Source organism: Sphingomonas sp. DMC8 (assembly GCF_056314185.1).
Genome location: NZ_JBQUYV010000002.1, coordinates 414,817 through 436,827, shown reverse-complemented (window position 1 = coordinate 436,827; position 22,011 = coordinate 414,817). Strand labels below are relative to the sequence as shown.

At 64.5% G+C, this 22,011-nt stretch carries 23 protein-coding genes; 10 read left to right on the top strand and 13 right to left on the bottom strand.

Going from position 1 to position 22,011, the window contains the following annotated elements; translation table 11 throughout:
• Nucleotides 1–150: 150 nt before the first annotated feature.
• Nucleotides 151–1,521 carry a class II 3-deoxy-7-phosphoheptulonate synthase gene (locus tag ACT53K_RS06050; RefSeq protein WP_476227985.1) on the top strand — a complete coding sequence of 457 codons (1,371 nt, stop codon included), beginning with the start codon at nt 151–153 and terminating at the stop codon, nt 1,519–1,521.
• A gap of 18 nt (nt 1,522–1,539) precedes the next feature.
• Here ACT53K_RS06050 and ACT53K_RS06045 read toward each other — a convergent pair whose 3' ends face one another.
• Nucleotides 1,540–2,034, bottom strand: a complete 495-nt coding sequence (locus ACT53K_RS06045) for a PilZ domain-containing protein (RefSeq protein ID WP_476227668.1) — start codon at nt 2,032–2,034, stop codon at nt 1,540–1,542.
• A gap of 275 nt (nt 2,035–2,309) precedes the next feature.
• A complete protein-coding gene (locus tag ACT53K_RS06040) occupies nt 2,310–2,966 on the bottom strand; it encodes a lysoplasmalogenase family protein (protein WP_476227667.1) in 657 nt (218 codons plus the stop codon).
• A 64-nt stretch (nt 2,967–3,030) separates the two neighbouring features.
• On the opposite strand from ACT53K_RS06040, the gene trmFO reads away from it, so the two are divergent.
• A complete protein-coding gene (gene trmFO, locus ACT53K_RS06035; protein ID WP_476227666.1) occupies nt 3,031–4,344 on the top strand; it encodes a methylenetetrahydrofolate--tRNA-(uracil(54)-C(5))-methyltransferase (FADH(2)-oxidizing) TrmFO in 1,314 nt (437 codons plus the stop codon).
• A gap of 9 nt (nt 4,345–4,353) precedes the next feature.
• Here the strand turns inward: trmFO and ACT53K_RS06030 are convergent, their stop codons facing one another.
• Nucleotides 4,354–4,842: an EF-hand domain-containing protein gene (locus ACT53K_RS06030; RefSeq protein ID WP_476227665.1), complete on the bottom strand. Its 489-nt coding sequence runs from the start codon at nt 4,840–4,842 to the stop codon at nt 4,354–4,356.
• A gap of 68 nt (nt 4,843–4,910) precedes the next feature.
• Nucleotides 4,911–5,546, bottom strand: coding sequence for a squalene/phytoene synthase family protein (locus ACT53K_RS06025; RefSeq protein ID WP_476227664.1), 636 nt, complete (start codon nt 5,544–5,546; stop codon nt 4,911–4,913).
• A gap of 130 nt (nt 5,547–5,676) precedes the next feature.
• Here ACT53K_RS06025 and ACT53K_RS06020 point away from each other — a divergent pair, with 130 nt between their 5' ends.
• From ACT53K_RS06020 to ACT53K_RS06010, 3 genes are read left to right on the top strand one after another with little or no spacing between them, the layout of a single operon-like run.
• The gene (locus ACT53K_RS06020; protein ID WP_476227663.1) at nt 5,677–7,623 is read left to right on the top strand and encodes a TadE/TadG family type IV pilus assembly protein; all 1,947 of its coding nucleotides are present in this window, start codon (nt 5,677–5,679) and stop codon (nt 7,621–7,623) included.
• Nucleotides 7,620–8,216, top strand: a complete 597-nt coding sequence (locus ACT53K_RS06015) for a TadE/TadG family type IV pilus assembly protein (protein WP_476227662.1) — start codon at nt 7,620–7,622, stop codon at nt 8,214–8,216. Before ACT53K_RS06020 ends, ACT53K_RS06015 begins: the two co-directional genes overlap by 4 nt.
• Nucleotides 8,217–8,224: 8 nt before the next feature.
• A complete protein-coding gene (locus tag ACT53K_RS06010; RefSeq protein ID WP_476227661.1) occupies nt 8,225–8,884 on the top strand; it encodes a TadE/TadG family type IV pilus assembly protein in 660 nt (219 codons plus the stop codon).
• A 57-nt stretch (nt 8,885–8,941) separates the two neighbouring features.
• Here the strand turns inward: ACT53K_RS06010 and ACT53K_RS06005 are convergent, their stop codons facing one another.
• The 4 genes from ACT53K_RS06005 to eno all read right to left on the bottom strand — a co-directional run bounded on the left by ACT53K_RS06005 (nt 8,942) and on the right by eno (nt 13,322).
• Nucleotides 8,942–10,327, bottom strand: a complete 1,386-nt coding sequence (locus ACT53K_RS06005) for a pyruvate dehydrogenase complex E1 component subunit beta (protein ID WP_476227659.1) — start codon at nt 10,325–10,327, stop codon at nt 8,942–8,944.
• A gap of 1 nt (nt 10,328) precedes the next feature.
• The gene (gene pdhA / locus ACT53K_RS06000; RefSeq protein ID WP_476227658.1) at nt 10,329–11,378 is read right to left on the bottom strand and encodes a pyruvate dehydrogenase (acetyl-transferring) E1 component subunit alpha; all 1,050 of its coding nucleotides are present in this window, start codon (nt 11,376–11,378) and stop codon (nt 10,329–10,331) included.
• A 287-nt stretch (nt 11,379–11,665) separates the two neighbouring features.
• Nucleotides 11,666–11,986, bottom strand: coding sequence for an FtsB family cell division protein (locus ACT53K_RS05995; RefSeq protein WP_476227984.1), 321 nt, complete (start codon nt 11,984–11,986; stop codon nt 11,666–11,668).
• 52 nt (nt 11,987–12,038) lie between these two features.
• Nucleotides 12,039–13,322 carry a phosphopyruvate hydratase gene (gene eno, locus ACT53K_RS05990; RefSeq protein ID WP_476227657.1) on the bottom strand — a complete coding sequence of 428 codons (1,284 nt, stop codon included), beginning with the start codon at nt 13,320–13,322 and terminating at the stop codon, nt 12,039–12,041.
• Between the two features lie 113 nt (nt 13,323–13,435).
• Between eno and ACT53K_RS05985 the strand changes: the two genes are divergently transcribed.
• The 5 genes from ACT53K_RS05985 to ACT53K_RS05965 all read left to right on the top strand — a co-directional run bounded on the left by ACT53K_RS05985 (nt 13,436) and on the right by ACT53K_RS05965 (nt 15,257).
• Nucleotides 13,436–13,948 (top strand): hypothetical protein, encoded by a 513-nt coding sequence (locus tag ACT53K_RS05985; protein WP_476227655.1) that lies wholly within the window; start codon nt 13,436–13,438, stop codon nt 13,946–13,948.
• A gap of 18 nt (nt 13,949–13,966) precedes the next feature.
• Entirely contained in the window at nt 13,967–14,308 is a 342-nt protein-coding gene (locus ACT53K_RS05980) for a phage holin family protein (protein WP_476227653.1), read from the top strand.
• Entirely contained in the window at nt 14,305–14,640 is a 336-nt protein-coding gene (locus tag ACT53K_RS05975; RefSeq protein WP_476227652.1) for a hypothetical protein, read from the top strand. The genes ACT53K_RS05980 and ACT53K_RS05975 overlap by 4 nt, the downstream gene beginning before the upstream one ends.
• 4 nt (nt 14,641–14,644) lie before the next feature.
• Nucleotides 14,645–14,953 (top strand): hypothetical protein, encoded by a 309-nt coding sequence (locus ACT53K_RS05970; protein ID WP_476227651.1) that lies wholly within the window; start codon nt 14,645–14,647, stop codon nt 14,951–14,953.
• 76 nt (nt 14,954–15,029) lie between these two features.
• Nucleotides 15,030–15,257 (top strand): DUF4170 domain-containing protein, encoded by a 228-nt coding sequence (locus tag ACT53K_RS05965; RefSeq protein ID WP_476227649.1) that lies wholly within the window; start codon nt 15,030–15,032, stop codon nt 15,255–15,257.
• A gap of 51 nt (nt 15,258–15,308) precedes the next feature.
• On the opposite strand, the gene ACT53K_RS05960 is transcribed toward ACT53K_RS05965, so the two are convergent.
• The 5 genes from ACT53K_RS05960 to carA all read right to left on the bottom strand — a co-directional run bounded on the left by ACT53K_RS05960 (nt 15,309) and on the right by carA (nt 21,881).
• A complete protein-coding gene (locus ACT53K_RS05960; protein ID WP_476227648.1) occupies nt 15,309–15,938 on the bottom strand; it encodes a rhomboid family intramembrane serine protease in 630 nt (209 codons plus the stop codon).
• 7 nt (nt 15,939–15,945) lie between these two features.
• Nucleotides 15,946–16,422, bottom strand: coding sequence for a transcription elongation factor GreA (greA, locus tag ACT53K_RS05955; protein ID WP_476227647.1), 477 nt, complete (start codon nt 16,420–16,422; stop codon nt 15,946–15,948).
• A 205-nt stretch (nt 16,423–16,627) separates the two neighbouring features.
• Nucleotides 16,628–19,957 carry a carbamoyl-phosphate synthase large subunit gene (gene carB / locus ACT53K_RS05950; protein ID WP_476227646.1) on the bottom strand — a complete coding sequence of 1,110 codons (3,330 nt, stop codon included), beginning with the start codon at nt 19,955–19,957 and terminating at the stop codon, nt 16,628–16,630.
• Nucleotides 19,957–20,721 (bottom strand): hypothetical protein, encoded by a 765-nt coding sequence (locus ACT53K_RS05945; protein WP_476227645.1) that lies wholly within the window; start codon nt 20,719–20,721, stop codon nt 19,957–19,959. Before ACT53K_RS05945 ends, carB begins: the two co-directional genes overlap by 1 nt.
• Nucleotides 20,718–21,881: a glutamine-hydrolyzing carbamoyl-phosphate synthase small subunit gene (carA, locus tag ACT53K_RS05940; protein ID WP_476227644.1), complete on the bottom strand. Its 1,164-nt coding sequence runs from the start codon at nt 21,879–21,881 to the stop codon at nt 20,718–20,720. The genes ACT53K_RS05945 and carA overlap by 4 nt, the downstream gene beginning before the upstream one ends.
• Nucleotides 21,882–22,011: the final 130 nt, after the last annotated feature.

Here is a 22,011-nt window from a genome sequence, read left to right as displayed (position 1 = left end):
GGTGCCTGGTTCGACACGCCAGGCTCCACCGTGCAGGGTTGGGAGACGGACGGCAAACGCGCCAATACCAAGGTAATGAACCAGATTGCGGCGATGGGTATCGCCGATCATGCGGACTGGCACGTCGCCGTCCGCGACGTGGAGAGTGCAATGGCAAGCTGGACCCCCGATAGCTGGACGCGCGCCGAAGCGCGCCAGATGCCGCAATATCCCGACAAGGGCGCGCTGGATGCGGCGACGCGGCAGCTCAGCAGCTATCCCCCGCTTGTGTTCGCCGGCGAGGCGCGCGAGCTGACCGGCGCGCTCGCCAAGGTGGCGCGCGGCGAGGCGTTCCTGCTCCAGGGCGGCGACTGCGCCGAAAGCTTCGCCGAGTTCCACCCGAACAACATCCGCGACACCTTCCGCGTCATCCTGCAGATGGCAGTCGTCCTCACCTTCGCGTCGAAGCTGCCGACGGTGAAGCTCGGCCGCATGGCCGGCCAGTTCGCCAAGCCGCGCTCGTCCGATACGGAAGTGATCGACGGCGTGGAGCTCCCCAGCTACCGCGGTGACAATGTCAACGACATCGCCTTCACCCCCGAAGCGCGCATTCCCGATCCGCAGCGCATGGTGCAGGGCTACAGCCAGTCGGCGGCGACGCTAAACCTGCTGCGCGCCTTCGCGAACGGCGGCTATGCCAACCTGCATCAGGTCCATAAGTGGACGCTGGACTTCATGGGCAAGAGCCCCTGGTCGACCAAGTTCGCCGATGTCGCGGACCGGATCGGCGAGGCGCTCGACTTCATGGAAGCGTGCGGGATCAACCCCGATACCGTGCCGCAGCTCAAGGGCACCGACTTCTACACCAGTCACGAAGCGCTGCTGCTTCCCTATGAGCAGGCGCTCACCCGGCAGGACAGTCTGACCGGCGACTGGTACGACACATCGGCCCATTTCCTGTGGATCGGCGACCGTACACGCTTCGAAGGTTCGGCCCATGTCGAGTTCCTGCGCGGCATCGGCAACCCGATCGGCATGAAGTGCGGCCCCAGCCTTGAGCCCGACGCGCTGCTGCGCCTGCTCGACACGCTCAATCCTGGTCGGGTCGCCGGGCGGATGACGCTCATCACCCGCTATGGCCATGACAAGATCGAGGCACAGCTGCCCAAGCTGGTCCGCGCCGTAAAGCGCGAGGGCCATCCGGTGGTGTGGAGCTGCGATCCGATGCACGGCAATGTCGTGAAGGCCGCCAACGGCTATAAGACACGGCCGTTCGACCGCATTCTCGCCGAAGTGCGCGGCTTCTTCGCCGTTCACCGCGCCGAGGGCACCTATGCCGGCGGCATCCATGCCGAAATGACCGGCCAGAATGTTACCGAATGCACCGGCGGCGCCATCGCCATCACCGAACAGGGTCTGGCGGACCGTTACCACACGCACTGCGACCCGCGCCTCAACGCGGGCCAGAGCCTGGAACTGGCCTTCTTGCTGGCGGAAATGCTGAACGAGGAAATGGCCGAGCGCCGCAAGGCTGCGGCCTGACAAAAACGGGGGCGGCGGTCAGCCGATCAGGGCGCGCACCGCCGTCACCGCTCCCCAACCGAGCGCAATCACGACGCCCCAGCCGAGAAAAGCACCGCCGGCGATGATCGCAAGCCGGACGCGCGGTGAGTATTTCCCTTCGCTGGCGCTCTCGTCCGAAGAGGCTGGCGTCGGCATCCGCGTGCCGGGAAAGGCAATCGGCTGGGCCACAGGCGCTGCCAGCGCGGTGCGCAGCTCCGCATCCGACAGCGGGATTGCAAATTCGCACCCGAAGCTGCTGCCGTCTCCCCAAATGACTTGCGCCTTGCGCGTGCCGATGCCCGCAATGCCAAGCGCAATTTCGTCGCCAGCCAGCAAATCGAGTTGGGTCGCTACGCGAAAGCCGCCGTTCGACAGCTCTTCCACCGCTACGTCATTCGGCTGCTGCGTGCCGTCGCGCAGCGTCGCGTCGAGTTCGACCGCGTGGCGCTCTGCCCAGCGGCCATCCTGATACAGCCTTGCCGCAATGCCCATGGTTCGCTCCGCCGATACTCTTTGGGTCTCCTTGCGCTGAAATTGGTAACCAAGAGGTGAAGCCGGCGCCGCCAAATGTACGGAAATGCGGGATTCCTGCGACAGACTGGGGAATTTGAGACCAATTGCCCAGAATTGCCTGCCGCAGCGCAACGTAGCGACATGTAGCTGCAACATCCGGGATGCACAGCCCCCTTTGTCGGCGCGTCTCGTTCCCCCTCGCGTCGACTCTCCCCGAACTACGGGGCAGTCGCGCAGCGGCTGCCCCGGCCTTTTCAGGGGAGCGCTCTCCGCCCCTTTCTCGGCGATGTGTCAGGCGCGGTTATCACCCCCCAGGCAATAAAGGTCTGCGCCGCAAAATAGCTGGGCCAGACGAGCAAGTCCGGCAGTACCGAACCCGCCAGCGGCCCCATTCGCGCGAAGAGCAACAGGTCGGACGCCGCGAACAGCGCGGCTCCAAATTTCACTGCTATCGGAAAGCGACTGGTTACGGCGCTGCCGGTCATCGCTCCCAGCCCCAGCGCGTAGAATGCAATCCCAGGCGCCGCGGCTCGGTCCTCAGGCAACGCCCAGGCGAATGCGGCGATCGCCAGCGCGATGAGCACGGCCGCCCAAGCCCGCCAGCGCGACGAAACCGTGCGAGCGTAGAATATTGCCGCGACAACATGACCGCTGAGAAACGCGATGGCACCAATCGTCAGCCCATGCGTCTCAAGCAGCACATCGCCCGCTGCGCCCAGCGACAGAACCAACACGATCGGCAGTTTCGCCCGATCGTGCAGATTGCATGCCGCCCAAAGCGCCAGCAGCGCAACGCCAGCACCCTTCCAGGAAACCTGCCAGCCAAGGGGAATCGGCACCCAGCGTGCCCAGCAATAGCTGATACCGGCAATCAGGGCTGCAAACAGGATAAGACGTGCGCGAGACGGCATGCCGCGGATCATAGGCGATTGTCGGCCTTTGTCATCGTCGCGTCATGACGCTATGCGCCCGCCTGTGACTCACGACATCCATATCATCGGCGGCGGCCTGGCCGGCTCGGAAGCCGCGTGGCAGCTTGCGCAGGCGGGCTACAAGGTCCGCCTGTCCGAAATGCGCGGTTCGGGCAGCATGACTCCCGCGCATCAGAGCGATCGGCTGGCAGAACTCGTCTGCTCCAACAGTTTCCGCTCCGACGATGCCGACAGCAACGCCGTCGGTCTGCTCCATCAGGAGATGCGCGCGCTCGGCTCGCTGATCCTCGCCCAGGGCGACGCCCATGCCGTACCCGCCGGGTCCGCGCTGGCGGTCGATCGCGATGAGTTCGCGGATGGCGTCACCGCCGCACTGGCAGGGCATCCAAACATCACCATCGTTCGTGAGCGCATCGATACGCTGCCTTCGGAGGGCAGGACGATCGTCGCCACCGGGCCGTTGACGGCGCCATCGCTGGCAGACAGCATCGGCCACGCGACGGGCAAGGACAGTCTCGCCTTTTTCGATGCGATCGCACCGATCGTCCATTTCGATACGATCGACATGGAGACCGCCTGGTTCCAGAGCCGCTGGAACAAGGGATCGGGCAAGGATTACATCAACTGCCCCATGTCGAAAGAACAATATCTCGAGTTCCACGCCGCGCTGATGGCGGGCGAGAAGACCGAGTTCCGCGAATGGGAGAATGTCCCGTATTTTGAAGGCTGCATGCCCATAGAAGTGATGGCCGAACGCGGCGTCGACACGCTTCGCTATGGCCCCATGAAGGGCGTAGGCCTCGACGATCCCCGCACCGGTCGCTGGCCCTATGCCGTGGTGCAGTTGCGACAGGACAATGCAAGCGGCACGCTGTGGAATATGGTCGGTTTCCAGACCAAGCTGAAATATGCCGAACAGGTGCGTCTGTTCCGCACGATCCCCGGGCTGGAAAAGGCCGAGTTCGCCCGGCTGGGTGGGCTGCACCGCAACACGTTCATCAAATCGCCCGAACTGCTCGATGGCACCCTGCGACTGAAGGCTTCGCCCCATATCCGCTTCGCCGGGCAGATCACTGGATGCGAGGGCTATGTCGAAAGCGCTGCGATCGGCTTGCTAGCGGGTCGCTTCGCGGCCGCCGAGATCGCCGGCACCGCCCTGCCCCCGCCACCGCGCGAAACGGCGCTGGGCGCGCTGCTCGCCCACATAACCGGGGAGGCCGAGGCAGAGACCTATCAGCCGATGAACGTCAATTTCGGGCTGTTCCCCCCGATCGAGGGTCGCACACGCAAGGCCGATCGCAAGCGCATGTATACCGATCGCGCCCGGGCGGCACTAAAAGGCTGGCTAGCCGCCTGAAACGGCGTTTCAGTCGTCGTCGGCCCTGCTTTCGGGTTCGGGTGCCTTCTTTGTCGGCGCGCAGGCGCAGCGCGGCCCCGGCGCCTTGCGCTTCGGTGCCGTAGTCAGAAACTCGGCGCGCGTGAGCGTGCCGGATCTGTCTACATCGGCGGTGGAGAACTTGCCGATCGTCTTGGCAGCCCATTCCTCGAAGCTCAGCCTGCCATCGCCATTCGTGTCCAGCTTCGCGAATGCCTTGTGCCGCGAGGCCAGATATTCCTCGCGGCTGATCGCTTCGTTGCGATCCTTGTCATAGCGGTCGAAGCGCTTCTGCTCGCGGGTGCGTTCGCCTGCCTCGGGCGCGGCATCAGGCAAGCTGGCTGCCGGGGCACTGTTCGCCATGGCAGGCGCGCGCGGCAATATCGATCGCGCGCCGGCGGGATCGGTCCCGCGGAACAGGAACATTGCACCGAACGCCAGCAACAGCGCCGCAGCCGCTCCCACGAAATAACGCCACATGGACTTGCCCCCCGGTCAAAGTCTGCACGTATCGTAACCCTACGCGCTCTCCGGAGTGTGGCAAGGATTTAGCGGCCGGTCAGACGATGGAAAAACAACCGCGCCACGCGGCCAGGTGCACCAACCGGAATCGGCTGCTCCGATGGGACGGAAAGGTTCATCCGCGCCTGATGCGCCAACGCCCCCAGCGCCCGCGCCTGGCGGCTCCAGCGCCGGCTGAGCGCCGGTCCGAGCAGTGCCGCAGCCTGCTCCTGCGCCAGCGCCGCCTCTTGCGGATCGGCGAGGTGCCGCGCGAGGTCCGCGAGCGCCCACCCGGCACCAGCTTTGGCCAACGGATCGCGAGCAGCACCCAAAGCAGCACCCGCCGCAACGAACAACTGCCCGCGTCCCGCGCCAAAGCGCTGCAACGCCGCGCCGTCCAGCGCCTCTTCCTCGATCAGCACTTCCCAGCCATGAACGATCGACACCAGCGAAGTGCCAGAAACGCCGCGCGGCAACACCGCCTCAGCCAGCCCCTGCAGCACCGGCTCGGCTGGCGGCGGTGCATGATCCAGCTTCGCCAACGACTCCCGCCACCAGGCCAGCCGCAACTGGCCTACTGCCGGCTGGCTGGTCGTGCGCAGCAACTGCGCGAGACTATCGTCGAGCGCGAATAATGCTGCCAGGGCGGGCCGATCAATTAACCGTGCATAAGTCAGGATCAAGTCACGCTCAGGATTAATCATGGAAGATAGGGAGTTATTCACCTTTTTCCCTTAGTTAATTCGCAGTTGCTTTGGCGGGGGGCGCCGCAACGGCCGAATCATCGCAAGCGCGATGTGTGAGGTGCGGGGGATGAACAGCGACTGCAAGCACCATGAACGCCGCTTCCTAGGCGCGCTGCGAAATTTTGTCGCGCGCTTTGGTCGGGACATTGTGGGCAATACCATGGCGATCATGGCGGTGGCCATGGTGCCGCTGACCTTCATCGCCGGCTCCGCGATCGACACCGCGCGCATTTATTATGTGAAGAGCCGCCTGCAGCAGGCCTGCGACGCGGGCGCGCTGGCCGGGCGCAAGTTCATGGTAGGCACCAGCTTCGACGATGTGGCGAAGGCGCGCGCCAATGCCTTTTTCACCAACAATTTCCGCGACGGCATGTTCGGCGCGAAATCGACCAGCTTCACGCCCACCGGCACCGCGGACAATCAGGTCCATGGCGTCGCCACCACCACCGTGCCGATGACCATCTCAACGCTGATGGGTGCGCAGCCCCAAACAATCAGCGTGGCATGCGACGCACGGCTGGAAATTCCCAATGTCGATGTAATGTTCGTGCTGGACACCACCGGATCGATGGCCGGCTCGTCCATCACGGCGCTGCGGGCGGCCGTAATGAGCTTTTACGATACCGTCGAAGGCTCGCGACAGGCGGGCACGCGCGTGCGGTACGGTTTCGTGCCCTATTCGAGCAACGTGAACGTCGGCATGTTGCTGAAGCGCGAATGGATGGTGGACAAGTGGACCTATCAGTCGCGGATCCCCGATGGTTCGACCACCACCACGAGCACCGGCACGACAACCACCACCTATGGCGCGTCGAGCTACACCGGAAGCGCGGTGACGACGACGGTTTCGTCCGGTACGTCCGAGTATTGCGTCGCTCCGCCAAACGAAAACTATTCTAGTGTCTATACTACGGGCACGATCAGCAACAGCGGCGGAACGCGGGTCTGGTGGGAGCAATGGGTCTATAATGGCTCGACCTATTCAGCGAGCTTCGCCAGCGGTACCTGCACGATCAAGAAAACGACCTACACCAACTACACCCAGTACAGGCAAAATACCACCAAGCCGTGCACCAACAACTGTTACAGCACCTCAACCACCTATTACTGGAAATACCAGCCGGTGGAATTCGACGTATCGGGCTACAAGGGCAGCAACCCCAACGGGCTCATGTCCGGTGGAACGATTCCCTTCCAGATCGGCAATAACCAGAGCTGGACCAACGTCACTTGGAACAGCAGCAACGCCTGCATCGAAGAACGCCAGACCGTCCGCCAGTCGACCTATCCCAGCATCCCCAGTGCTGCGTACGATATGGATTTCGACATGATCCCGGACCCCAGCAAGCCGGAGACCCAGTGGAAGCCATGGCTCGCGCCGCTGATCTATGCGCGCAACAGCCCGACAAACTGGAACACGGCGACGGTGCGGACCTCGTCGAATCTGCAGCAGATGGTGAACTATTACAGCGGGGCCTACACCACCTGCCCGTCGCCGGCACGCAAGCTGGATACGATCAGTCGGTCGGACCTGCAGACCTATCTGAACGGTCTCGTTGCGACCGGCGCAACCTATCACGACATCGGTTTCGTCTGGGGCGTGCGCCTGATTTCGCCGACCGGCCTGTTTGCGTCGGAGAACGCGACAGCGCCCAATGGCGGCGATATCTCGCGCCACATCATCTTCATGACCGATGGCGGGACCGACACCGACATCGCAGTCTATGACGCCTATGGCCTTTCCGCGCTGGATCGTCGTCGCACCGATCTGTCGGTGCTGCCGACCAAGGCGCAGCAGGATACCCTTGTCGCAAACCGGCTGACGGCGCTGTGCACCGCCGCCAAGCAGCGCAACCTGACCGTGTGGGTGATCGCCTTCACCACCACGCTTACGCCCATGCTCCAGAATTGCGCCTCGGACGGCCGCGCCTACCAGGCCGCCGACTCCACCCAGCTCAACAACGCCTTCAAGAATATCGCGGCGCAGATCGCGAAGCTGAGGATCTCCAAATGAGGCGACGACTTTCCCCCGCGCGTCTTCGCTCCGACCGGCGCGGGTCGGCCGTCACCGAATTCGCGCTGATCAGCCCGGTGATGCTGCTGGTGCTGTTCGCGCTGTTCGACCTGTGCTTCCAGATCTACGCCCAGTCGATCCTGTCGGGCACGGTCCAGCGCGCGGGCCGCGACTCGGCGCTGGAGGGCAATTCGGCCAACACGCTCGCCGCGCTCGACCAGAAAGTCGCCGCGTCGGTGCACACGCTGATCTCCAGCGCGAACGTGTCGAGCTCGCGCAAGACCTACGCCAATTTCTCGAACATCGCGCCGGAGCCGTTCACCGACACGAACAAGAACGGCCAGCGCGACGCGGGCGAGTGCTTCTCGGACATCAACCAGAACGGCACCTGGGACGCTGACGCCGGCACCAGCGGCCAGGGCGGCGCGAACAACGTCACCGTCTATACGGTCACGGTCCAGTACCAGCCCTTCTTCCCGATGCTGCGCCTGCTGGGCCGCGACACCACCCAGACGCTCACTGCGACGACGGTGCTGAAGAACCAGCCCTATGGCACCCAGTCCAACGCCACGCCGCCGACGGTGTGCACATGAGGGGCGCCATGCTGCGGTCGATCCGCGACTTTCTCGCTGCACGCCGCGCAGTGGCGATGCTCGAATTCGCGCTGGTACTCCCGGTGTTCCTGCCGCTCGGCATGTATGCGGTCGAACTGTCGAACTACAGCGTCGTCCAGATGCGGGTGAACCAGATCGCGCTTACGCTCGCCGACAACGCCTCCCGCGCCGGCGTGGACACCGCGCTCGCCACCCAGCAACTCCGCGAACTCGACATCAATGACGTGTTCCAGGGCCTGCGCATCCAGCAGGGCAAGCTGGACATCGGCAATCGCGGGCGCGTGACGATCACCAGCCTGGAGACGAACAGCGGTGGCGGCCAGTGGATCCACTGGCAGCGCTGCATGGGCAAACGCGCCGGAACGGGGTATGATTCGATCGTCACGGCCGGCATGGGCGCATCGAACAACGGCTTCCCCGGCATCGGATCGGGCGCGACGCTGGTGACGGCGCCGCTCAATTCGGCGGTGATGTATGTCGAAATCAACTATGACTATCAGCCGCTGGTCTCGGCCTATTTCATCGCCACGCCGAAGATTACGGCCACCGCGTCATTCATCGTCCGCGACAATCGCGACCTCGCCTCCGGCGTCACCAATCCGTCGCCGGTGCAGACCTCGATGACCTGCGACAAATACACCGCCTGACCAAACAGAAAGGGGCGCCGAAGCGCCCCTTTCCTTTTCATAAACCGGTCGCCCGCGTCAGCCGCGATAGGTGACCTTCTTTACCGTGGCGACCACCTTGTCGGCATTCACCAGCGCGATCTTTTCCAGGTTCGCAGCATAGGGCAGCGGCACGTCCTCGTTGGTCACGCGGAGCACCGGCGCGTCGAGGTCGTCGAACCCTTCTTCCATCACGAAGGCGGCGATTTCCGACGCGATCGAGCAGACCGGCCAGCCTTCCTCGACCACCACAAGGCGGTTGGTCTTCTTCAGGCTTTCCAGCACCGTCGTCTTGTCGAGCGGACGCAGCGTGCGCAGGTCGATCACTTCGGCGTCGATGCCTTCGGCCGCCAGCTTCTCGGCGGCTTCAAGCGCGACACCAACGCCGATCGAATAGCTGACCAGCGTCACGTCCTTGCCCTCGCGGACGATACGCGCCTTGCCGATCGGGAGGACATAATCGTCGAGCTTCGGAATTTCGAAGCTGCGGCCGTACATCAGCTCGTTTTCGAGGAATACGACCGGATCTTCCGAACGGATCGCCGCCTTTAGCAGCCCCTTGGCGTCGGCCGCGTCATAGGGCGCGATCACGATCAGACCGGGCACCGCTGCATACCACGGGCCATAGTTCTGGCTGTGCTGCGCTGCCACGCGGCTCGCCGCCCCGTTCGGGCCACGGAACACGATCGGGCACCGCATCTGGCCGCCCGACATATAGTTGGTCTTGGCTGCCGAGTTGATGATGTGGTCGATCGCCTGCATGGCGAAGTTGAACGTCATGAACTCGATGATCGGCTTCAGGCCGCCCATCGCCGCGCCGGTACCGACGCCGGCGAAGCCGTACTCGGTGATCGGCGTGTCGATGACGCGCTTCGGGCCGAATTCGTCGAGCAGGCCCTGCGTCACCTTGTAGGCGCCCTGATATTCGGCGACTTCCTCGCCCATCACGAAGATGCGCGGATCGGCACGCATTTCCTCGGCCATCGCGTCGCGCAGCGCTTCGCGGACCGTGACCTTCACCATTTCGGTGCCGGCAGGCACTTCGGGATCGGCCGGACGCGCCTTTTCGACCGCGGCGGTGAGCTGGGTCGTGCCGGTCTCCGGCGCCTTTTCCACCGGGGCGGGCGTCGGTTCGGTCTGCTGGCTGGCGGGTGCCGGTGCGGCAGCGGCGGAGGCATCTTCGCCCTCGCCCGCGATCAGCGCGATCACGGTGCCGACCTTCACATTGTCGGTGCCTTCGGCGACCAGGATCTGGGCGATCGTGCCCTCGTCCACGGCTTCGAATTCCATCGTCGCCTTGTCGGTTTCGATCTCGGCCAGGATGTCACCCGACTTCACCACGTCGCCCTGCTTGACCAGCCACTTGGCGAGCGTTCCCTCTTCCATGGTCGGCGAGAGCGCCGGCATCTTGAGTTCGATCGCCATCTCAATAGGTCTCCACCAGCACGTCGGTATAGAGTTCGGCCGGATCGGGCTCCGGCGTCTGTTCGGCGAAGTCCGCCGCCTCGTTCACGATCTTGCGGATTTCCGCGTCGATCGGCTTCAGATCGTCTTCCTTGACGCCGAGCGCTTCGAGTTCGCGCTTCACCGCCTCGATCGGGTCGGACTTGTCGCGGACCGACTGGACTTCCTCGCGGCTGCGATACTTGGCCGGGTCGGACATCGAGTGGCCGCGATAGCGATAGGTCTTCATCTCGAGGATGATCGGCCCCTTGCCGGCGCGTACCCAGGCGAGCGCCTCTTCGGCTGCACCGCGGCAGGCAAGTACGTCCATGCCATCCACCTGGATGCCGGGGATGCGGAAGCTTTCGCCGCGCTTGTACAACTGGTCTTCGGCCGAGGAGCGGTTGACGCTGGTGCCCATGGCGTACTGGTTGTTCTCGATCACATAGATGATCGGGAGCTTCCACAGCTCGGCCATGTTGAACGATTCGTACACCTGGCCCTGGTTCGCGGCGCCGTCGCCGAAATAGGCCATGGCGACGCCGCCATCCTCATTATACTTGTGCGCGAAGGCGAGGCCGGTGCCGAGCGACACCTGCGCCCCGACGATGCCATGACCGCCGTAGAACTTCTTCTCGGTCGAGAACATGTGCATCGAGCCGCCCTTGCCGCGCGAGATGCCCGCGCCGCGGCCGGTCAGTTCGGCCATGATCACCTTGGGGTCGATGCCATAGGCCAGCATGTGGCCATGGTCGCGATAGCCGGTGATGACCGAGTCCTTGTCGCCGTCGAGCGCGGACTGCAGGCCGACAGCGACGGCTTCCTGGCCGATATACAGGTGGCAGAAACCGCCGATGAAGCCGAGGCCGTAAAGCTGGCCCGCCTTTTCTTCGAAGCGGCGAATCAGCAGCATCTGGCGATAGAATTCGAGCAGTTGCTCCTTCGAGGCCTCGAACCGCTGCGGTTCGTCCGGTCGCTCGCGATTCGGAACTGCGGGTGGGGTCGGTGCTTTGCGTGCCGGTGCTTTGGCCACGATAGAGAGTTCCTCGTCCGGGGAGGGGGAAAGGCGGCTGCCTATAAGCGCGTTTTTGCACGCTGTGCAACTAACGCGCGGGGAAAGAAGCCGCTCAGGGTGCACAAGGCAGTGCGGGGCCGGAAATTTCCTGTCCGCGCCAGCCTTGTAAGCGCTCCCCTCCCGCTTGCGGGAGGGGTCGGGGGAGGGAACGACGTGGAAGCAGCGCTACGTCGTTCCAGCCGCTCCCCTAGCCCCTCCCGCACGCGGGAGGGGAACACCTATCGGGAGGTCAGGGCTATGCCCCCTCAGTTCTTGTCGAGCGGGATGATCACTTCGTCCGGCCTGACGACGTTGAGCTGCTTGCGAGCAAGCTCCTCGACCATGTCCGGATCGGCACCATGCTTCGGATCGAGCAACTGCACCCGATTCTTGAGCTCGGCGCGGTGCTTGTCGAGTGCGGCGAACTCGCGCTTCTTCGCATCGAGCTCGCGCTGCACCTCCTTCGCCGCAACGATGCCGTTCGGCCCCAGCACTGCATTATACGCAAAGAAGCCGATGGCGATCAGCACCGCAGCGGGCAACCCCGCACGGCGCAGCAGCATGGTCATGGGCGATACGCGCTTCATCATCCTGACTTTTCGCTTAACCATCGGCTTCAATCAAGAGTCGTACTGCTACTTATTTTGCGCGACGCAGCACAGACTTGCCGGCATAGATCGCAGCGTCGCCCAGTTCTTCCTCGATGCGGATGAGCTGGTTGTACTTTGCGAGCCGGTCCGAACGGGCAAGGCTGCCGGTCTTGATCTGCCCGCAATTGGTGGCGACGGCCAGGTCGGCGATCGTCGCATCCTCGGTTTCGCCCGAACGGTGCGACATCACCGCAGTATAGGACGAGCGCTGCGCAAGGCTCACCGCCTCCAGCGTCTCGGTCAGCGTGCCGATCTGGTTGACCTTCACCAGCAGCGAGTTGGCCAGGCCCTGCTCGATGCCCATCGCGAGTCGCTTCGGGTTGGTGACGAACAGATCGTCGCCGACGAGCTGGACCTTGCCGCCGACCAGATCGGTGATCGCCTTCCAGCCTTCGAAATCATCTTCGGCCATGCCGTCTTCGATCGAGAAGATCGGGTAGCGCGCGACGAGGTCAGCCAGATAGCCCGCCATCTCCGCCGGCGACAGGATCTTGCCCTCGCCCGAGATGTGATAGGCGCCGTCCTTGAAGAATTCGGTCGCGGCGCAATCGAGCGCGATCATCACGTCGTCACCAGGCGTGTAACCCGCGGCTTCGATCGAGCCCATGATGAAGTCGAGGGCGTCGGTGGTCGAGGCGATGTTGGGGGCAAAGCCGCCCTCGTCGCCCACGCCGGTCGCCAGGCCCTTTTCGTGCAGCTTCTTCTTCAGCGTGTGGAAGATTTCGGAGCCGCAGCGCACCGCCTCGACGATGTTTTCCGCGCCGATCGGCACGATCATGAATTCCTGGAAGTCGATGGGGTTGTCGGCATGTTCACCGCCGTTGATGATGTTCATCATCGGCACCGGCAGGACATGCGCGTTGACGCCGCCGACATAGCGATAGAGCGGCAGGCCGCGGGCATCCGCCGCCGCCTTGGCCGCAGCCAGGCTGACACCCAGGATCGCGTTTGCACCCAGCCGCCCCTTGTTGGCGGTGCCGTCGAGTTCGATCATCGTGCGGTCGAGATCGGGCTGGTCCTCTGCGTCCAGGCCGACGACTGCCTCGGCAATCTCTCCATTCACCGCATCGACGGCGCCTTCGACGCCCTTGCCCATCCAGCGCGACTTGTCGCCATCGCGCTTTTCCACCGCTTCATGCGCGCCGGTCGAAGCGCCCGAGGGCACCGCCGCGCGGCCGAAGCTGCCGTCTTCCAGCAAGACATCGACTTCGACCGTGGGGTTGCCGCGGCTGTCGAGAATCTGGCGTGCGTGGACGTCGATGATTGCGGTCACGTCTTGTTCTCCGTAAACTGTCTGGGAAGAGGCGCGCGTGCCTCTAGCGTCTCCGCAGGGAACTCGCAAACGGGGCCGTGGTTGTTTCGACGAGGCATGGAGGGTTTTTGATCATGACAGACGAAACGACGGGCAATCCGGCCGAAACGCTGGTGCAGGATGCAGCCGGCGCCGCGACCGGGGCCGATACCGAAACCGGCGCGAAAAAGGGCGCCGCCGACACGATCCGCGAAGAAGCTGCAAAGCTGGGTGAGCAGGCCAAGGAACGCGCCCGCGCCTTTGCCGGTGAAGGCAAGGAACGCGCCACCACTGCGCTGGACGAAGTCGCCAATCTGATGCGTACTGCGGCCGGCGATGTCGATGCCAAGCTTGGCGAGCAATATGGCCAATATGCCCGCAGTGCGGCGGACGGCATTGCCGGTTTCGCCGATTCGCTGCGCGGCAAGGAAGTCGAAGACCTGCTCGCCGACGCGACCGATTTCGTTCGCAAGAGTCCGGCGATTGCCGTCGGGACGGCGGCGGCGCTGGGGTTCGTGATGGCGCGGCTGATCAAATCGGGCATCGAGGCCGGTTCGCAGGCCAAGACTGAGGCCCCTGCGGCTGAACCTGCCCCGACCGAAGGCTGAGGCAGGCAGTACGGGGGGATGACCGAACCGGAAACCGAACAGCCGGGCATCGGTGCGCTGCTGGGCCAGCTCACCGAAGACGCCAAGGCCTATGCGCGCGCCGAAACCGACTATTGGCGCGCGCTGGTGCAGGCGAAATTGCTGGCACTGCGGGGTGCGCTGGTTGCGGGCACCATTGCGATCGTGCTCGTCGTTGGTGCGCTCGTCGCACTGGTGGTGGGCGCAGTGTTGACGCTTGCCACGCTGGTCGGGCCCGGCTGGGCGACGTTGATCGTGGTAGCGGTGCTGCTGGCGGTCGCAGCCTTGCTCGGCTGGCTGGCTGCCCGCGGCTTCCAGCGCGCGATGGGGACGGAAGCGTGAGGACGCGCCCCGATCCTTCCTCCGCCCGTTTGCGTGCCGCTGCTGCCCGCGCCCGCCTGTTCGATACGCTGGGCACCGTGCAGGAACGGCTGAAGCCGACCAATCTCGCCCAGGACGCCGTGGAGAGTGCGAAGCAGGGCGTCGCGCATGCAGCGCGCGAAGGGGCGCGTGCCGTGCGCTCACGCCCCTGGGTCGTCGCTGCGGCCAGCGGCGCTGTCGGGCTGCTGCTCGCACGCGGCTGGATCGCGGACATCGTTCGCGGTCGCGCCAGGACGGAAACCGACGAACCCGCTGCGGGTTTGGACCACAGGAACAGCAAGGCAAAAGGATAAAGCCATGAGCGATTCCCGCGAAACCGCCAATCAGGGCCAGGGGCTCACTGAAAATCCCGCACTGCTGATCGCCGGTGGCGTGGCGGTGGGCGTGGTGATCGGCCTGTTGCTGCCCCGCTTCGAACGCGAGCGGGCGGCGCTGGAACCGGTCGGCCGCCGCATCGCCGACGGCGCCTCCGCCGCCGTAAAGGCAGCGCGCGAAGCCGGCCGCGAGCAGATCGAGTCGCTGATCCCCGGCGGCGACCAGGCCAAGGAAAAGGTCTCGGCCCTGTTCGGTACCGTGATCGAGGCAGCGAAGGGCTCGAAGGGCTGATCCGGCCTATAAGGGGGTTGAGCCCCGCCGCAGACCCGCTAAGGGCTGCGGCGTTCCCTCACCCCCAGGAGGCCTGATGAGCAAGCTGCACCTGGTTTTCGGCGGCCGCGTGGCTGATCCGACGACCCTTGATTTTATCGATCCGTCGAAGCTCGACGTGGTCGGCATCTTCCCCGATTACGCCAGCGCCGAAAAGGCGTGGCGCGCCGCCGCCCAGCGCACCGTCGATGACGCGGAAATGCGCTATGTTGTCGTGCACCTGCACCGCCTGCTCGATCCCGATCAGGAACAGTCGGCGGCCTGAGGGCCTCCAGCCCTTCCGCTTACGCGCCCCTCCCGCTTGCGGGAGGGGAATTTACGCCCCGCGCCAGTGCCATAGCAGCAGCGGGCGCGCGAGCAGCAGGCCTGCGAGAAACCCGCCGATATGCGCCGCAGCGGCAATCGCCACGCCGCCGCGCAGGAACGCCCAGCCCATCAGCAGGTTGAGGCCCGTCCAGGCCAGCGCCAGCCACACGACATGCACCAGCCAGGCCGGAATCGGCCCGATCGCCTTGGCCCGCTGGCGTCCGAAATAGAGCGAATAGGCACCCACCACGGCAGAGGTCGCGCCACTGGCGCCGATCATCGGCACGGGCGACATCGGCCCGGCGGCCCATTGCGCAGCCGCGGCGGCATAGGCGCCGACCAGATACAGCACGACGATGCCCTGGGCGCCGATCACCCGCTCGGTCTCGCGGCCGGTGAACCCTAGCATCAGCATGTTCATGCCGAGGTGGAACAGCCCGGCGTGGATCACCGCCGCGCTGAGCGGCGTCAGCCACACGGGCACCGCGATCATGCCGGGAAAGCCGGCACCGGTGCTGATCCGGGCGGGGATGAACCCGCCCAGATATTGCAGCACCTCGCTGTCGGGCGAAAGGCTGACGAGCACGCTCGCCACCACCGTTACGGCGAGGATCGCCGTGGTGGCGCTCAGGCGTTGCACCGCCGCCTCAGATGAATTCGATGCGCGAGACCAGATAGTAACGGTCGCCGGCGGGCACCGAGACTTCGACCTCTTCGTCCACCTTGCGCCCGATCAGCGCCCGGCCGATCGGCGAATTGTACGAAATGCGGCCCTTGCTCGCATCCGCCTCGGTCTGGCCGACGATCTGGTAGCGGATCGGCTTGTCGTCCTCGTCGAGCAGCGTCACCGTCGCGCCGAACACGATCTTGTCGCCCGAAAGCTCCTTCGGGTCGATGATCTGGGCGCGGCTCAGCTTGTCCTCGATATCGGCGATCGACGCCTCTACCTGGCCCTGGCGCTCCTTCGCCGCATGATATTCGGCGTTTTCGGAAAGGTCGCCATGCGCGCGCGCTTCCTCGATTGCGTCCACGATCAATGGCCGCTCGGCTTTCAGGCGCTTCAGCTCTTCGGTGAGCTTCTGATAGCCTTCCGCCAGCATCGGCATCTTTTCGACCGTCGCCATACGCGCAAAATCCTTCGTCAAAACGCCCCGGAACCGACCGTCCCATGGACAGGACGCCCGCACACTTACATCGGTTGGGGAAGTCGATTGTGCGAATGCGAATTGTAAGGTGCAGGGAAAGAAACATCAAGGCAGGGGCAAATAAAGCCAATTAAGGCCCGCCTATCCACAATCGTTCCCCTCCCGCCCGCGGGAGGGGACCCCCTCACCCCCGCGAAGCGAAATAGGCCTGGATCGGCTGCACCTCGATCGGGTTCGTCCGCAGCGCCGCGATCGCCCGTGCCGCCGCCACGCTTGCCGGCGCCGTCGTGAAATACGGCACCTTCTGCGCCAGCGCCGAGGCGCGGATGCTCATCGAGTCCTTCAGCGACTGCCAGCCTTCGGTGGTGTTGAAGATCAGCGCGATGTCACCGTCCTGGATTCGGTCGACGATGTGCGGCCGCCCCTGCGCCACCTTGTTCACGCGCTCGACCGCAATCCCTTCGGCGGCGAGGAAATCGGCAGTGCCGCCGGTCGCGACGATGCGGAAGCCGAGATCCGCGAGAATCTTCACCCCCGGCAGCACCACGGCCTTGTCGCCATCCTTCACGCTAACGAACACCGTGCCGCCCTGCGGCAGCACCGTACCCGCACCAAGCTGCGACTTCGCAAAGGCGGTGGCGAAGTCCTTGTCGATGCCCATCACTTCGCCGGTCGACTTCATCTCGGGCGACAGCACCGGATCGACGCCGGGGAAGCGCGCCCATGGGAACACCGCTTCCTTCACTGCGATATAGTCGATGTCGCGGTCGATCTTCGGCAGCGCTGCCAGATTCTCGCCCGCCATCACCCGGCTGGCGATCTTGGCGATCGGCGCGCCGATGGCCTTGGCGACGAACGGCACCGTGCGGCTGGCGCGCGGGTTCACCTCGATCAGATAGACCTCGCCGTCCTTGACCGCGAACTGGATGTTCATCAGCCCCTTGACCTTGAGCGCACGCGCCAGCGCCACCGTCTGGCGCTCGATCTCGGCGATGATCTCGGCGGGCAGGCTGTAGGGCGGGATCGAGCAGGCGCTGTCGCCCGAATGGACGCCGGCTTCCTCAATGTGCTGGAGCACGCCCGCGACGACCACGTCGGTGCCGTCGGCGATGGCGTCCACGTCCACCTCGATCGCGTCGCGCAGATACTGGTCGATCAGCACCGGCGAGTCGCCCGATACCTGCACTGCGGTCTGGATATAGTCGTCGAGCTGCTGGAGGCTGTCGACGATCTCCATCGCCCGGCCGCCCAGCACATAGCTGGGCCGCATCAGCACCGGATAGCCGATCCGCTCGGCCACGCGCACCGCCTCGTCGCGGCTGCGGGCGATGCCGTTGGCGGGCTGCTTGAGGCCCAGCTTGGCGACGAGATCGGCGAAGCGCTCGCGGTCCTCGGCCAGGTCGATCGCGTCGGGGCTGGTGCCGAGGATCGGGATGCCCGCATCCTCCAGCGCCTTGGCGAGGTTGAGCGGGGTCTGGCCACCGAACTGGACGATCACGCCGACCAGCTCGCCCTTCGACTTCTCGACCTCGAGGATCTCGAGCACGTCCTCGGCGGTCAGGGGCTCGAAATAGAGCCGGTCCGAGGTGTCATAGTCGGTGCTCACCGTCTCCGGATTGCAGTTGACCATGATCGTCTCATAGCCCGCATCAGCCAGCGCGAAGCAGGCGTGGCAGCAGCAATAGTCGAACTCGATCCCCTGCCCGATCCGGTTCGGACCGCCGCCGAGGATCACCACCTTGCGGCGGTCGCTCGGCTCGGCCTCGTTCTCGGGCTCGCCGAAGCTCGGCGCCTCATAGGTGGAGTACATGTACGGCGTCTTCGCCTCGAACTCGGCCGCGCAGGTGTCGATCCGCTTGAACACGGGGCGCACGCCCAGCCGGTGGCGCAGCTTGCGCACCTCCGCCTCGGTCACGCCGCCGGAGATGGCGTTCGCGATCTCGCCGATCAGGCCCGAGCTGCGCGCCATGGCCTCGCTGCCGGAACGCAGGTTGACCGACTTCAGCGCCAGATAGGCCAGCCGCTTGTCGCTGAAGCCCATCGCCTTCAGGCGGCGCATGCCGGCAGCGTCCTGCGGCAGGCCGTTGGTGGCGACGTCCTTCTCCGCCTCGATGATCTCGGCGATCCGCTCGAGGAACCAGGGGTCATAGCTGGTGAAGCGCTGCACCTCCTTGACGGTGAAGCCTTCGCGCAGCGCCTGCGCCGCGATCAGCAGCCGGTCGGGCGAGCGCACCGCCAGCGCCGCCTCGATCACGTCGCGCGGCGCGCCGACCAGCCGGTCGACATCGTTGAAACCGCTCAGGCCGGTTTCCAGCCCGCGCAGCGCCTTCTGCATCGATTCATGGATCGAGCGACCGATCGCCATCACTTCGCCGACCGACTTCATCGCCGTGCCCAGCACCGCCTCGGCGCCCTTGAACTTCTCGAAGGCGAAGCGCGGGATCTTGGTGACGACATAATCGATCGTCGGCTCGAAGCTCGCAGGGGTGGCACCCGTGATGTCGTTGTCGATCTCGTCGAGCGTATAGCCCACCGCCAGCTTGGCCGCGACCTTGGCGATCGGGAAGCCGGTCGCCTTGGATGCCAGCGCCGAGGAGCGGCTGACGCGCGGGTTCATCTCGATCACGATCAGGCGGCCGTCCTTCGGATTGACCGCGAACTGCACGTTTGAACCGCCTGTTTCGACACCGATTTCCCGAAGGCACGCGATCGATGCGTTGCGCATGATCTGGTATTCCTTGTCGGTAAGCGTCAGCGCCGGCGCGACGGTGATCGAATCGCCGGTGTGCGTGCCCATCGGATCGATATTCTCGATCGAGCAGACGATGATGGCATTGTCGTTCCGGTCCCGGACGACCTCCATCTCATATTCCTTCCAGCCGAGCAGCGATTCCTCGATCAGCACCTCGGTGGTGGGCGACAGGTCGAGGCCCGAACGCACGATCGCGATGAATTCCTCGCGATTATAGGCAATGCCGCCGCCCGATCCGCCCATGGTGAAGCTGGGGCGGATGATCGCCGGCAGCCCGACATAGTCGAGCGCGGTCAGCGCCTCGGCCTCGCTATGCGCGATCGCCGAGCGGGCGCTTTCGAGCCCGATCTTGGTCATCGCGTCCTTGAACTTCAGCCGGTCCTCGGCCTTGTCGATCGCATCGGCATCGGCGCCGATCATCGTCACGCCGAACTTCTCCAGCGTGCCGTCGCGGAACAGCGCGAGCGCGGTGTTGAGCGCGGTCTGGCCGCCCATCGTCGGCAGGACGGCGTCGGGCCGCTCCTTCTCGATGATCTTGGCGACGACCGCGGGGGTGATCGGCTCGATATAGGTCGCGTCGGCCAGCTCGGGATCGGTCATGATCGTCGCCGGGTTCGAATTGACCAGGACGATGCGATAGCCCTCTTGCCGGAGGGCCTTGATCGCCTGCGTGCCCGAATAATCGAACTCGCACGCCTGACCGATGACGATCGGCCCCGCGCCGATGACGAGGATGGAGGAGATGTCGGTGCGCTTGGGCATTAGCTTTTGAACACACTTTCGATTAAAAGGTCGAGCAGCTTTTTCGCTGCGTGAGCAATTGCTTGGTCTTTATACTTCTCAATGAGGCCATTAAGAAGCGAAACCCAAGTCTGCTGAAGTATAAACAGGCGAAAAACCTGAGCCCTGATTAGTTCCCGACCCGCCTTCAGCTGCCCTACGACCAACTGACGCAGGTCGGAGCTGCCCTCTAGCGAGTTTTCTCGTTCGACCGCCGCTATCAACTCATCAGAAGCGTTTTCAATTTCTCGCTGCTGATTATGGTTTAATGACACAAGGCGCCCGGCAGCGGGGATGAGAGAGTCCTCGGGCGCGGGCCTAAGTCTCAAATCTTTCCAATCGGAGCTAGGAGCAGACCTTAAAGTCTCTGCAGCATCCTCTGCGTACGGCGAGCCCTTCCGGGCATAAGCCAGCAAGATCGGATAGTTGGCCGTCAGACTGCGAGTGGCATTATATTCCGCAGGATCATCGTTCTGATGAGGATGCTCCTCCAGAAAATAATACCTAAAGTTGTCGTAGACGATGGACCAGAAGCCATCTGTCAGAGGGCTGTACTCCATCTCAGCAGCGCCGAACTGCTCCAAGATAGCGACTGCCTGCGAAACATCTTCGGCGGTTACGAATGAGCCAACCGAATCTGCCAGCTGATCGACAATCCTTCGAACTGAGCCATCGTATGCCTCACCGGGCATCCGCTTCGCGCGATCCAAAAGGATCGCTGCGATATACTGGCTCAAATAGTTCACGCCATCATCCCCACGAACCGCTCGAACAGATAGAGGCTGTCCTGCGGGCCCGGGCTGGCCTCGGGGTGGTATTGCACGCTGAACGCCGGGCGGTCGGTGAGTTCGATGCCGGCGTTGGAGCCGTCGAACAGCGACACATGCGTCTCGCGGGCATTGGCCGGCAGGCTCTCGCGCTCGACGGCGAAGCCGTGGTTCATGCTGGTGATCTCCACCGCGCCGTCTTCCAGCCGCTTGACCGGATGGTTGGCGCCGCGATGGCCCTGGAACATCTTGGTGGTCTGGGCACCCACCGCGAGGCCGAGCAGCTGGTGGCCGAGGCAGATGCCGAACAGCGGCTTGCCGGTCTCGAGCAGCTGGCGGATCACCGGCACGGCGTACTCGCCGGTCGCCGCAGGGTCGCCCGGGCCGTTGGAGAGGAAGAAGCCGTCCGGATTGAACGCCATCACCTGCTCGAAGGTCGCGGTGGCGGGCAGCACGGTCACGTCCGCGCCGGCCTGGACCAGGTTGCGGAAGATGTTGCGCTTCGAACCATAGTCGATCGCGACGACCTGCGGGCGCTTGCTCTCGCCGCGGCTGGTGTCGTAGCCGGCGCCGAGCTTCCACACGCCGCCTTCCCAGCCGAAATGCGTCTCGCACGAGACGGTGATGGCGAGGTCCATGCCCTCCAGCCCCGGCCAGCCGCGCGCCTTCTCCAGCAGCGCGTCGAGGTCGAACTTGCCCTCCTTCGAGTGCGCGATCACGCCGTTCGGCGCGCCGCCCAGCCGGATGCGGCGGGTCAGCGCGCGGGTGTCGATCCCGGACAGGCCGATGCGGCTGTGCTTCGCCATCCAGGCATCGAGATGCTCGGTGCTGCGGAAGTTCGACGGCTCGGTCACGTCCTGGCGGACGATCATGCCCAGCGCATGGGGATCATCGGCCTCGATATCGTCAGGGTTGGCGCCGACATTGCCGATATGCGGGAAGGTGAAGTTGATGATCTGGCCAGCGAAGCTCGGGTCGGTCATGATCTCCTGATAGCCGGTCATCGCGGTGTGGAAGCACACCTCGCCGACGGCCTCGCCCTCGGCGCCAAAGCCTCGGCCCCACAATATCTCGCCGCTCGCCAGAACCAGAACGCCCGTGGCTCCAACGGGCATGGACAAGGGTTTGGCGTCGGCCATTTGGGGCGGGCACTCCTGACTTGGGTTTTGGCGATGTTGCTAAGGGCCGCCCGCTACCCCCCCGGGCCCCATGCGTCAATCTGTTAAGTTTCGCAGGCCTCGGCTATGCTCCCCGGCTTTCCGGACAAGA

Excerpts from the sequence above, each read along its gene's own strand:
- ACT53K_RS06050 (WP_476227985.1), top strand. The coding sequence starts at position 151 with ATGGCAAGCTGGACCCCCGATAGCTGGACGCGCGCCGAAGCGCGCCAG.
- ACT53K_RS06045 (WP_476227668.1), bottom strand. The coding sequence starts at position 2,034 with ATGGGCATTGCGGCAAGGCTGTATCAGGATGGCCGCTGGGCAGAGCGC.
- ACT53K_RS06040 (WP_476227667.1), bottom strand. The coding sequence starts at position 2,966 with ATGCCGTCTCGCGCACGTCTTATCCTGTTTGCAGCCCTGATTGCCGGT.
- ACT53K_RS06030 (WP_476227665.1), bottom strand. The coding sequence starts at position 4,842 with ATGTGGCGTTATTTCGTGGGAGCGGCTGCGGCGCTGTTGCTGGCGTTC.
- ACT53K_RS06020 (WP_476227663.1), top strand. The coding sequence starts at position 5,677 with ATGAACAGCGACTGCAAGCACCATGAACGCCGCTTCCTAGGCGCGCTG.
- ACT53K_RS06015 (WP_476227662.1), top strand. The coding sequence starts at position 7,620 with ATGAGGCGACGACTTTCCCCCGCGCGTCTTCGCTCCGACCGGCGCGGG.
- ACT53K_RS06010 (WP_476227661.1), top strand. The coding sequence starts at position 8,225 with ATGCTGCGGTCGATCCGCGACTTTCTCGCTGCACGCCGCGCAGTGGCG.
- ACT53K_RS06005 (WP_476227659.1), bottom strand. The coding sequence starts at position 10,327 with ATGGCGATCGAACTCAAGATGCCGGCGCTCTCGCCGACCATGGAAGAG.
- ACT53K_RS05995 (WP_476227984.1), bottom strand. The coding sequence starts at position 11,986 with ATGAAGCGCGTATCGCCCATGACCATGCTGCTGCGCCGTGCGGGGTTG.
- ACT53K_RS05985 (WP_476227655.1), top strand. The coding sequence starts at position 13,436 with ATGACAGACGAAACGACGGGCAATCCGGCCGAAACGCTGGTGCAGGAT.
- ACT53K_RS05980 (WP_476227653.1), top strand. The coding sequence starts at position 13,967 with ATGACCGAACCGGAAACCGAACAGCCGGGCATCGGTGCGCTGCTGGGC.
- ACT53K_RS05970 (WP_476227651.1), top strand. The coding sequence starts at position 14,645 with ATGAGCGATTCCCGCGAAACCGCCAATCAGGGCCAGGGGCTCACTGAA.
- ACT53K_RS05965 (WP_476227649.1), top strand. The coding sequence starts at position 15,030 with ATGAGCAAGCTGCACCTGGTTTTCGGCGGCCGCGTGGCTGATCCGACG.
- greA (WP_476227647.1), bottom strand. The coding sequence starts at position 16,422 with ATGGCGACGGTCGAAAAGATGCCGATGCTGGCGGAAGGCTATCAGAAG.
- carB (WP_476227646.1), bottom strand. The coding sequence starts at position 19,957 with ATGCCCAAGCGCACCGACATCTCCTCCATCCTCGTCATCGGCGCGGGG.
- carA (WP_476227644.1), bottom strand. The coding sequence starts at position 21,881 with ATGGCCGACGCCAAACCCTTGTCCATGCCCGTTGGAGCCACGGGCGTT.